This window comes from Mangrovibacterium diazotrophicum (assembly GCF_003610535.1).
In the GTDB taxonomy this organism is placed as follows: domain Bacteria; phylum Bacteroidota; class Bacteroidia; order Bacteroidales; family Prolixibacteraceae; genus Mangrovibacterium; species Mangrovibacterium diazotrophicum.
The window spans coordinates 3,373,178-3,384,300 of record NZ_RAPN01000001.1 but is presented as its reverse complement, the minus strand read 5'-3'; the positions used below and the strand labels follow the sequence as shown (position 1 = coordinate 3,384,300).

At 42.5% G+C, this 11,123-nt stretch carries 12 protein-coding genes; 6 read left to right on the top strand and 6 right to left on the bottom strand.

All coding sequences use genetic code 11. The features are described 5' to 3' along the window. Positions 1 to 5: 5 nt before the first annotated feature. A complete protein-coding gene (locus BC643_RS13335; RefSeq protein WP_170154548.1) occupies positions 6 to 1,202 on the bottom strand; it encodes an efflux RND transporter periplasmic adaptor subunit in 1,197 nt (398 codons plus the stop codon). 11 nt (positions 1,203 to 1,213) lie between these two features. Next, complete coding sequence (locus BC643_RS13330; RefSeq protein WP_120273557.1) at positions 1,214 to 2,449, bottom strand: TolC family protein; 1,236 nt, start codon at positions 2,447 to 2,449, stop codon at positions 1,214 to 1,216. 120 nt (positions 2,450 to 2,569) lie between these two features. Here BC643_RS13330 and BC643_RS13325 point away from each other — a divergent pair, with 120 nt between their 5' ends. The 3 genes from BC643_RS13325 to BC643_RS13315 are packed head-to-tail and all read left to right on the top strand — an operon-like array spanning position 2,570 to position 3,523. Then, positions 2,570 to 2,932: a YraN family protein gene (locus tag BC643_RS13325; RefSeq protein ID WP_120273556.1), complete on the top strand. Its 363-nt coding sequence runs from the start codon at positions 2,570 to 2,572 to the stop codon at positions 2,930 to 2,932. A 21-nt stretch (positions 2,933 to 2,953) separates the two neighbouring features. After that, positions 2,954 to 3,307 (top strand): MmcQ/YjbR family DNA-binding protein, encoded by a 354-nt coding sequence (locus BC643_RS13320; protein ID WP_120273555.1) that lies wholly within the window; start codon positions 2,954 to 2,956, stop codon positions 3,305 to 3,307. Positions 3,308 to 3,316: 9 nt separating this feature from the next. Continuing rightward, positions 3,317 to 3,523 (top strand): RNA-binding S4 domain-containing protein, encoded by a 207-nt coding sequence (locus tag BC643_RS13315; RefSeq protein ID WP_120273554.1) that lies wholly within the window; start codon positions 3,317 to 3,319, stop codon positions 3,521 to 3,523. 1,563 nt (positions 3,524 to 5,086) lie between these two features. On the opposite strand, the gene BC643_RS13310 is transcribed toward BC643_RS13315, so the two are convergent. The 4 genes from BC643_RS13310 to BC643_RS13295 all read right to left on the bottom strand — a co-directional run bounded on the left by BC643_RS13310 (position 5,087) and on the right by BC643_RS13295 (position 7,960). Continuing rightward, positions 5,087 to 5,953: a DUF3078 domain-containing protein gene (locus BC643_RS13310; RefSeq protein WP_120273553.1), complete on the bottom strand. Its 867-nt coding sequence runs from the start codon at positions 5,951 to 5,953 to the stop codon at positions 5,087 to 5,089. Positions 5,954 to 5,959: 6 nt separating this feature from the next. Beyond that, a complete protein-coding gene (locus BC643_RS13305) occupies positions 5,960 to 6,772 on the bottom strand; it encodes a mechanosensitive ion channel family protein (RefSeq protein WP_120273552.1) in 813 nt (270 codons plus the stop codon). A 153-nt stretch (positions 6,773 to 6,925) separates the two neighbouring features. Next, positions 6,926 to 7,162: an acyl carrier protein gene (locus BC643_RS13300; protein WP_120273551.1), complete on the bottom strand. Its 237-nt coding sequence runs from the start codon at positions 7,160 to 7,162 to the stop codon at positions 6,926 to 6,928. 252 nt (positions 7,163 to 7,414) lie between these two features. Further along, the gene (locus BC643_RS13295) at positions 7,415 to 7,960 is read right to left on the bottom strand and encodes a GNAT family N-acetyltransferase (RefSeq protein ID WP_120273550.1); all 546 of its coding nucleotides are present in this window, start codon (positions 7,958 to 7,960) and stop codon (positions 7,415 to 7,417) included. Positions 7,961 to 8,114: 154 nt separating this feature from the next. On the opposite strand from BC643_RS13295, the gene BC643_RS13290 reads away from it, so the two are divergent. Genes BC643_RS13290 through BC643_RS13280 form a run of 3 tightly spaced genes read left to right on the top strand, consistent with a single transcriptional unit; the run spans position 8,115 to position 11,070 of the window. Further along, complete coding sequence (locus BC643_RS13290; protein ID WP_120273549.1) at positions 8,115 to 8,936, top strand: peptidylprolyl isomerase; 822 nt, start codon at positions 8,115 to 8,117, stop codon at positions 8,934 to 8,936. Then, complete coding sequence (locus BC643_RS13285) at positions 8,933 to 9,745, top strand: peptidylprolyl isomerase (protein ID WP_120273548.1); 813 nt, start codon at positions 8,933 to 8,935, stop codon at positions 9,743 to 9,745. The genes BC643_RS13290 and BC643_RS13285 overlap by 4 nt, the downstream gene beginning before the upstream one ends. Further along, a complete protein-coding gene (locus tag BC643_RS13280; protein ID WP_120273547.1) occupies positions 9,742 to 11,070 on the top strand; it encodes a peptidylprolyl isomerase in 1,329 nt (442 codons plus the stop codon). The genes BC643_RS13285 and BC643_RS13280 overlap by 4 nt, the downstream gene beginning before the upstream one ends. Positions 11,071 to 11,123: the final 53 nt, after the last annotated feature.

The window sequence follows — 11,123 nt, the reverse complement described above, 5'->3', positions numbered from 1 at the left end:
TTGGGTTATTCTTCGGAAATCAACTCGTAACGGGAAAGAGCTTTCAGACTGAATATTTGCGAAACGGCCACCTCTTCATTTTCCTGCATGCCACTTTTCACAATGGCAAACTGATCGCGGATTTCGGCAACATCGACAAAACGTTTTTCAAAAACACCATCGTCTTTTTTCACAAAAACCACAGCCTGGTTACCGTCATACGTCACCGCTTTTAACGGGACAGCGAACACTTCTCCGCTCGAAATGGCACTGATCGCCAATCGAACATTTTCGCCCGGCTTCGGCCACTCGTTTTCCGGCGCCACCTCCACATTGACGACAACCGATCGGTTATCCTCGTCCAAGCCGGGATTCACAGAGGAAATGTAGGCTAATATCTTTTTGCTGTCATCATCACGACGCGAAATCCGAACGGTATCACCGGTTTGCACAAAGCGGGCATCCTCGGGACTCAAATATCCTCTGACCAACACTTTTTGGAGATCGATAATTCGCCCCAACTTGTCGAGCGCATTCACCGACTGCCCCAACTCCACCTGCAACTGGTCAAAACTGCCAGCTATCGGCGCATGGATCTTCAAGCTAGGATCAATTTGATCGGCATTTTTCAGTGCCTCAACCTCGTGATCCGGAAAACCGATGGCTTTCAGCTTTGCAACAGAAGCGATCGAGGCAGTTCTCGCCCGTTCATAATCAGACTGTGCGCGATCCAATTCCGACTTTGAGCTGATGGTTTGATCCACCAATTGCTTCACCCGCTCCAAACGGGTTGTCTGAAACTTTTCCTCTGCTGCAGCCTGAAGGTATTCGGCAACCAAATTTCCAAACACAAGGCTTTCAAGCTTGAACAACTCCTGCCCTTTTTTCACCAGTTGTCCATCGCGGACCATGATGGCACTTACCCGACCGTCAACAGGCGTACTGATTACACTAACATGATTGGTTGCCGGAAAAACAACCCCCGAGGCCATCAAACTGTAGTTTTTGATGTCGGTCGAAACCCGCTGCGTTTCGATGGTCAACTCTTTTTTCTCTTTATCACTTAAGCGAATTAAAAGTTTTCCTGTTTCTGTTCCGGAGACAGACGGGGGTGTTTCGCGAACATCAACAGTCGCTTGCGGAGACTTCTCACCCGACGAACAGGAGAGAGCGATAGCGAACAAAAAACAAGCGCTGAGGCTGGTTAATTTACTGTAAATCATATGCATTGTGATTAATAAACTAATTCAAGGTTTAAATATTTCTCCAGCTGGGTAAGCTGCAAATAGAAATCGTGAAGGGCATCAAGGTAACGTCGCTGGTTATCCAAATAAGTTTGCTGGGCTAAAATCAGGTTCATCAGGTCAATCTCACCCAAACGGTAAGCATCAATACTCAACTGCTGCAAACGGGCTGATTTGGCGCTCATCGTTTGGTTATAGCGATCGATAATCTGCTTACTGGAGCTGTAGCTGTGCCAGGCGTGTTCGATCCGCTCCTTCATTTCCTGCTCAATGCCTTTCTGCTGCCATTCAATCTCATCCTGGTACGCCTTGGCCATCCTAATCTTTCCGCTTTGCTCAAACGGTAGCCAAATCGGAATACTCAAACCGACCTCAAAGCCATTGTACTTAAAACCATCTCCGTAATTCTGTTTGTACAAGTTGAATCGAATATCAGGCAGAATGTTACTCCTAGCCTCACGGATTTTATTTTGACTGGCTTCGTAGGCCGCCATTGCCGCCAGGTATTCCGGTTGTTCATGCAATACCGACAAAGCGGTAATCTGACTAACAACCACTTCGCGGCTACTCAATGTATCGACAAACTGAATGCTGTAGCTGATATCTGCAATCTCCATCCCCATCAACCGAAACAGGCTGTATCTCCCCATGTGCAGCATTCGTTCTGCCTCACTCTGAAAATTCTCCGCCTCGGCAACCTGCAGCTCAGCTTTTGTCAGGTCAATTCCGTTTCCCATCCCGGTTTCAAACTTGGTATAAACCGCTTTATAGAGTTCGTCAGCCAGTTGCTTTTGCTTTTCAGCCAAATCCTGCAACCGCGAAGCGTACAGAATATCGATATAACGCGATTTTACTTCTGCGCGAATATTGTTTCGCTGAGCCTGGATTTGGTATTCCAGAGCTTTTGCTTCATCACCAATCGCCTTTAACCGATAGACTGTTGTTAAAGGGAAATCGATGGTTTGAGAAACGGTCCACCTGCGCTCTTCAAAGGGTTTGGTTGCCGAACTGTTACGACCTTCTTCAAAATAGCTGATTTCGGGCGCCTCTATTCCCGTCATCGTACGCCATTCATTGCGTTTTTGCTCCATGATGGCATTGGCTTCATTCAACACGGCATTATTGGCAAATGCGGAATCGACTGAGGCCTGAAGTGTCAAGAGTTTTTCTTGTGCAAATGAACAAACAGGTATTAGCAGCAGAATAAAGGTTAGTCGTTTTATCATAGCGGTTTTTTAGAGCAAATGTTTATTAACAGACAATTCAGAACTCCGAAAGTTCACTATTAAATTTACAACATTTGATTGTTTATTAAAATGCTATAACTTTCAAAATAAAAAGGAAAAATGCCGAAACAGAAAGAGATAGGCGACAAAGGCGAAGAGATCGCTGTGCAATATTTAAAGAAGTTGGGTTATCAAATATTGGAGACCAATTGGAGGTTTCACCATTATGAAATTGATATTATTGCCCGGGATGGAGATGAACTGGTCATTGTTGAAGTCAAAGCAAGAACGGGTACAGCTTTCGAGCATCCCAGCGAAGCAATTGGTCCTCGCAAAATCCGTTTTCTTGTAGAAGCCACAGAGGCGTACATCTTCAAAACCAATAGCCGATCAGATACCCGATTCGATGTAATCACAATCATTTTCTTGGGTGAAAAATACGAATTGGAACACTTCAAAGATGCATTTTATCCGACGGCCTGAAATAAACCCTAATTTTGCACCATGAACATCGAAGAGCTCCGCGAATACTGCTTGTCGAGAAAAGGAACAACCGAAGATTTTCCTTTCGACGAAACCACCTTGGTTTTTAAAGTAATGGGGAAAATGTATGCCCTAACCGATCTCGAAAGCGAATTGAGTGTCAATCTAAAATGTGATCCGGACAAAGCAATAGAGTTACGTGAACAATACGCCTGCGTACTTCCGGGCTATCATATGAGCAAAGTGCATTGGAACACGATACGCATTGACGGAAGCGTTTCAGACGAACAGATACACGAATGGATCGATCACTCTTACGACCTGGTTGTCTCTAAACTAACGAAGAAACAAAAGACAGAATTAGAAAAACTTTAATGGAAAATCATGATTGAATTTGAATTGACCTCAGAATATATAGAACTCATAAAACTACTTAAGCTCTTAAACCTGGTTGAATCCGGAGGGCAGGCGAAACTTGTTGTTGACGATGGATTTGTCAAGCTCAACGGAGAGGTCGAATTTCGGAAAAGAGCCAAAATACGCGCTGGCGACATCGTTGATTTTGACGGCCAACAAATTCTTATAAAATGAAGAAAGCCGGCAGGAATCTGCCGGCTTGGAATGCTTGTGCGCTTAAGAGTGGAATGAAAGAGAAAAAATAAAACTGGTTTAACTATACGTGGTATATTCTAAAAGCATAACAAAGTTAAGCAACCACTACCATTCAAGTCAAGCAAACTTTAATTAATTGGATGAAGGCTAACTTTTGAACCATGAATCATAAATCTCAAGACATGAGTTCAAGTTCAAAATCACTATTTCCCGAAAAATGGAGTAAAATCGAAACTTCTAAGATCCTTGAAACGAATTTTTTAGACAAAAAAGAAGCCGACAGGAATCTGTCGGCTTGAATGCTTGTGCGCTTAAGAGTGGAATGAAAGAGAAAAATAAAACTGGTTTAACTATACGTGGTATATTCTAAAAGCATAACAAAGTTAAGCAACCACTACCATTCAAGTCAACACGATTTCCCACTGATTGTACGAACTACCATATCCGCTGTACAAACAACACCTCTCGCAACTCGGAGAGCAACTATCAGTGATTAAATCCCTATAAAAACTTGCCAAAGAAGCATTGTCTACGCAAATCCGTTCAACTCCTCAAATTCTCTTTGCAAGACTAAAAGAAAGTGAACCGTGAGCAACAACTGGGAAAAAGGCAAGAAAAAAGCCGGTAAGGACTACCGGCTTGGAATGCTTGTGCGCTTAAGAGTGGAATGAAAGAGAAAAATAAAACTGGTTTAACTATACGTGGTATATTCTAAAAGCATTTCAAAGTTAAGTAATCACTACCATTCAAGTCAACACGATTTCACCCTATTGTACGAATCATCCATTCCGCTGTTCAAACCACAAATCTGAACAGGTAGAACGATTGTTTCAGCTATTGGAAAAAGCGCTGAATCGTCCGAAAACAAAGGGGAATTGATTGAATTGTCAGGCAACCTCTCGTGAAAATTTTTATATCACTTGCCATTAAAATAATTGTTTTGAAAAGCCTGAAATTTGGACAAAAAAATAAGCCGGTAAGGGATACCGGCTTGGAATGCTTGTGCGCTTAAGAGTGGAATGAAAGAGAAAAATAAAACTGGTTTAACTATACGTGGTATATTCTAAAAGCATAACAAAGTTAAGTAATCGCCTCCATTCAAGTCAACACGATTTCCCCTCATTGTACGAATCATTTATTCTACTGTTCAAACGAACGGTTTCAGCACACAAAATAGCACTTTTGACTATTCGGCATCCTGTTGTATAGCCCGAAAACAATGGGAAACAGGTAAAATCACCTCCATAACTTTCTTTAGAAATATCACTTGAGATGAAAAAGATTGTGTTGAAAACCTTAAATTTTGGAAAAAAAATAAGCCGGTAAGGGATACCGGCTTGGAATGCTTGTGCGCTTAAGAGTGGAATGAAAGAGAAAAATAAAACTGGTTTAACTATACGTGGTATATTCTAAAAGCATTTCAAATTTAAGTAACGAAACGAAACCTGTCAAGCCAAAGCCAATGCCATTGTGCAAACAGCAAACTCTACTGTACAAATAAGCTATTTCAGGAACCGAATGACTTATTTTAATGATCAAATTTTAGAATTTTACGTTCAATCCAACCCCAAATAATTCTTTAAATTGAACTCTTGGCCCCATCGAACCATCACTATCCTCTATTTTGATGTCGTTGTCGTAGATTAAATTTGTGATGAGATTTGCAGACAAGTAGTCATTTACCTTCATATTAATGGTAACATCCCAGTTGACATCCATATTCTGGGGCTGATCCAGATAGTTCGAGAAAATATCAAATTTTGACTCGAAAGTCACATTCTTCCAGACCTCATATTTTACCGCTGTTTTCACATAGGCACCGAGCTCCCATCTTGTTTTACTTCCGGGATCAACACCAAAAGCTCCTGCAGTCGACAAGCTATCGTCTGCAACAACTGTAAGTTTTCCGGTTAAGGGAGAAAAGAACAATGAAAAATGATCATCTGGTTTGTAATCGAGACCCAAGGCTAAAGTCAGGTAAGCAGGCGCCAGAAAACGAGAAATCGGATTATCGCGATCCGGATACTTATACCCGTCGGTAAATTGAGATTTAAAATTAAATAACGCTGAATAATAAAGATGACCCGAGGCTTTGTATCCGTATTTGGAGCTGAAGTCAATCTTATCATCTGATTTAACCAGCTTGCTGTCTGATTCTTTTAAAAGACCGTAACCTAAATCCAGGCTATTCTCCCAGCTTACTTTTCCTTTTTCGTAATTGCCAAACAAGTTGACCAAGAAGGTTCCAGACGCAGAACTCTTACCTCCGGCAACCCAGTTCGACAAAGACACCTGACTGAAGTTAAGAGAAATATTTCCACCGCTCTTCCAAACTTTAGTTGAATCTGCGGCTTCTTGTGCTACACCTATCAGAGGTAACAGACACAAGATTAACAGTAATTTTTTCATAGATTGTTATTTATCCAAATGAACATCCAATTGAGGGAATGGGATGTGAAGACCGTTTTTATCAAACTCTTTATATACCTTTTCGTTCATGTCGAAGAAAACACCCCAATAATCTGATGCTTTCACCCAAACACGAACGGTAATATTTACCGAACTGTCGGCCAGTGCCCCCAATACAATAAAAGGTTCCGGAGTAGACATGATTCGCTCATCCGCAGCAATCAATTTTAACAACAAAGCTTTTGCATCGTCATAACTGTCTCCGTAAGCGATGCCAAAAGAAAAGTCAACACGACGGGTTTCTTCGGTAGAATAGTTGATAAGCGATCCCGTTGACAGGCCACCATTTGGAATTATGATTGTTTTGTTATCCGGTGTTTTCAAAACGGTAATGAAAATCTGGATCTCAGACACAACACCTGCGTAGCCCTGTGCTTCAATGAAATCTCCAACCTTAAAGGGTTTGAATATCAATATCATCACCCCACCGGCAAAATTCTGAAGGGTTCCCGACAAGGCCATACCAACGGCCAAACCGGCAGCACCAAGAATCGCCACAAAGGAGGTCATCTGAATACCCAGCATTCCAATTACGGTGATGACCAACATTACCTTCAATAAGATTCCGGCCAAACTGTTGATAAACCCGCGAAGAGAAGGATCTACAGACTTTTTCTCCATTATTTTCGCCAGCGCACGAACAATTGCCTTAATAACCCAAAGACCTATAACTAAAGTAATCACTGCGGCAATTGCCTTGAGACCATAAGTCAGCGCTATCCCTTTTATAAATTGGGAAAAAGTATCGAACATTTCCATAACTATAAATTAATTTGATTGATTAAATTTCTTAACTCAAAGATACAAACACAAGTTATTGAATCTGGTTTAAATCGGCGGTGATTGTATTAAAAAAGGGATATTTCAAACGAAACACCCCTTTCTAAAACTAACTAAACTAAATATACCTCTCTAGGCAATCTTTTCTAATAACTTCAATGAATCTTTAACCTGGTAAAGTTCCGATGCCTGATCGTCCTCGATGCTGGCATTAATTGATTCTTCAAGATAAAACAAGAACAAGGTCCAATCCAACTGGTCAAATTTCAGGTCTTCCTGAAATGAAGCTTCCAGCTCGATGTCATTCCTCGAAACCCCCGTCTTTCTCAGAACTTTGTACAGGGTTCTTCTAGCTGTCTTATTTTCCATTTTTCTCGTTTTTTCGATAACTAACTGGCTGTATCAGTTACCAATTTCCGGGCCAAAATTAAAAAATCGAACAATTTATTAAACGATTCTAACTTTAAAATTGTTTTTAACAACTTGACAGCATGAGACAAACGGAATACACAAACAAACAAAAGAAATCAAATATTAATCCATTTGATATATAAAGGCGCCAAACAAAATCTTTTTGGTTTTATAATGATGTCTTTTCAAGCAAATGAGAATGTAATTTTTTCACAATCTTTTGTATTCTTTTTTTAACAGACTGTAAACTTCCAGGTCGATAAATTCAGTCTGGTGCTTCTCCCCCTGGCGCTCAATTCCTTCAAAAACAAAGCCCAAGCGCTTTGGAACCGCAGAACTTTTGGAATTTCCAACACCACATTTAATTTGAATCCGATTCAATTTCATCGCTTCAAAAAGAAACTCGATTAACGCTTTTACTGATCTTGTGGCTATGCCCAATCCTGTCATTTTTTCAATCAACCAGTAACCAATTTCTGTTTTTTGGTTGATGTAGTCAGTCTCCTTTAAACCGATGAGACCCGCAAAATTAGACTTGTACCAAATCACAAAAACATCGTCTCCCCGGGTATCTCCATCAGCCAAAATGGAGCGGATAAAGGATTCAGTGTCATCCTGTGAGTGCGTTTGCTGAACAAAGGGCAACCACGGCGAAAGAAATTTGCGATTGGTATCAATAGCCTGAAAAATCTGAAAAGCATGTGAATACCTGAGTTTTTCAAGCCGAATAGAATCATTCACTACGAGTGTTTGCATATTGAAATTGCAATTTCAACAAAAATAGAGTTTTCCCGAATTAACTACTACCCGCGATGATTGAAACAGGGATTTTTTCGCCGAAGCGGAATCATTATATTTGTGACTCACACAACTAGCTGTTGCAAAAATTCATAGATCATAGAAATCAAACATGACAAAAATTTTTAACTCAATTCTTCTGATTCTCCTGTTATTTCAGGTTTCGTGCGCCGGTGGTGCCGACAAAAAAGAAGGACAAAAAATAGAAATCGATACTAATTTCGGGAAGATGGTTTTTCTGCTGTATGATGAAACACCTCAGCACCGTGATAATTTCATCAAATTGGCACAGGAAGGCTATTTCGATGATTTGCTGTTCCACCGGGTTATCAATCATTTTATGATCCAAGGTGGCGACCCGCAGTCAAAAAATGCACCGTCCGGTCAACGTTTGGGAAACGGTGGCCCTGATTACACGATCCCAGCTGAAATCAATCTGGCATTCTTCCACAAAAAAGGAGTGTTGGCTGCAGCCCGAAAAGGCGACAATGTAAATCCCGAAAAACGATCTTCCGGCTCTCAATTCTACATCGTCCAGGGAAAAACATTTACCGATGCCGGATTGGACTCACTTGAGATTGAAATGAATAATCGACAGGCTCAGCAAATCAACCAGGCTGTTTTTAACGAACACAAGGCAGAACTGAATAAACTGATGCAAGCTGGTCAGCGCGATAGTTTTGATGTTCGGATTGCTGAGATCAAAGAATTGGCTGCTCAAAAGGCTGCCGAAGCCGCCCCTTACAAAATTTCGCCCGAGAAACGGGAGGTATACAAGACAATTGGGGGCTACCCGTCGCTCGACGGCGGCTACACTGTTTTTGGCGAGTTGATAGAAGGGTTTGATGTGTTGGATAAAATTGCTGCGGTTGAAACAGACCAATTCGACCGACCAGTGCAAAACGTAACCATGAAAGTGAAAGTTTTAAAATGAAGTATTTCCTGATAGCTGTAAGCTTTTTCTTTTTCCATTCGGCCATTGCGCAAAACCAGGTTGACCACCTTGTAGAAATACAAACGAACTTTGGGACGATGCGTTTTCGCCTTTACAACGACACCCCAAAACACCGCGACGCTTTTATGCAGCTGGCACGCGAAGGCTACTACAACGAAACACTTTTCTACCGGGTTATTCAGAATTTCCTGATTCAAGGTGGATCCAGATCGTCACGCAACGCACCTCCCGGAAAACGAATTGGTTACGGGTCACCCGATCACACGGTAGATGATGAAATTGTACCTGGACATATTCACAAAAAAGGAGCCCTCTGCGCCCCTCGTCAGCCCGATGAAGTCAATCCGTTTAAACAGTCGGATATTTCGCAGTTTTACGTTGTGAAAGGCCAGGTTTTTACTGAAGGTGAACTGGACACCATGGAAATGGCCGTGAATCGTCCCATCCGGAAAAAAATTATCAAAGAAGTTTACACGCCCGAAATCAAGGCGCAGCTTAAACAACTGAAGGAGGAAAACAAGGTTGACGAGTTTCGTGAAATTGCCGACCGGGTGAAAAGCGACATCAATGCTAAAATGGCGCTCAACCCAAATGTATTGGAATTCAACGAGCAACAACGAAAGGCCTATACAACCGTTGGTGGTTACCCCGATCTGGATGGCAAATACACCATCTTTGGAGAATGCATCTCTGGTTTCGATGTGATTGATAAAATTGCCGAACTGAAAGTTGACGAAAACAATCGCCCACTGACCGACGTGAAAATCACCGTTAAAATCATCCAATGATCGTTTTGAAAAGAATATATGTTCTTATTGCACTGGCAACGCTCGCCGCCTGCTCTTCAGGCCCTCAAAAGGCAGATGAAAAGGCGAATCCGGAAACACCAGCCACAAAAACCAAGAGCCAGGTCGACTACCTGCAGTATGTTCCTTCGATTGTTCAAATTGAAAGCTTCGACCAATCACGGTTCCTCGAAAGTGAAACTGCTTTCTTCGTGGATAGCAACCTGATCGCCAGTCGGCTTACTCCCGTCATTGAAGCCACGAACGCAGTTATTGTTCCCTGGGATGAAGAAAAGAAATACAAGATTGAGGGCTTTGTTGCCGTCGACCGGATCAACGACCTGGTTTTGCTGAAAGTGAAGGGAATCCATCGGGCCGCAATTCCGCTCGAAAATAACACTGCTCCGAGCCTGCAAAAAAGCATCTACCTCACCAAGCCGCAGGGAAATGCGCTTCCGCTGCACAACGGAAAAGTCACCAAACACGGCAATGTTGCTGGCTCCATGCGCTACCTGGTTACAAACCAATTCCGCTCCAAAACTTACGGTACGCCTGTTTTTATCGGTGAAAAATGCATCGGGTTGGGTTACGCCGACGTGATTGATTACGAAAACCAGAACCTCGTGATTCCCTCCGACCTCGTCCTCGCAATGATGGCGAAAGCCAACACTACACCGCAACCATTGGATCAGCTGAAATCTTCGGCTGACCGGGCAACAAGCGAGGCGAATAAAAAAATAAAGGGCTTGCTGATTGAAACTGACATGGGCAACATCAGGATCCGCCTCTACAACGAAACTCCGGAGTACCGTGATAATTTCATCGCCCTGGTAAAAGAAAACTATTACGACAGCCTGCTCATCCATCGCGTGATCAAAGGATTCTGCATCCAAAGTGGTGCCGCCGACACGCGCTATGCCGGTAAAACCGATGTCGTCGGGTGGAAAGGCCCCGGCTACACACTCCCGGCCCATGTTGTGTCCGGCTTGTTTCACAAACGGGGTGTGATTGGTTCTCCTCGAAAACCGGATCGCGGGAACAGCAAGCGCCGCTCCGATGGCTCTCAATTCTACATCGTAACCGGCCGAAAATATTCCGACCTCGAACTGGATGAAATATCCAAAGAAACGGGTTACAAATTCACTCCAGAACAACGCCGGATGTACAAAACCATTGGCGGTGCGCCACACATTGATGGCAGTTATACCATTTTCGGCGAAGTGACCGAAGGAATGGATGTAGCCGACAAAATTAATGCAGTCGCCGTCGATAGCGACTTCCGGCCACTCGAAGACATTCGCGTGCGTCGAATCACAATCATCAAATAAATCAGCAATCGTTTAATTATTCTAACTTCAATAATTATCTTTGCGCCTTCATT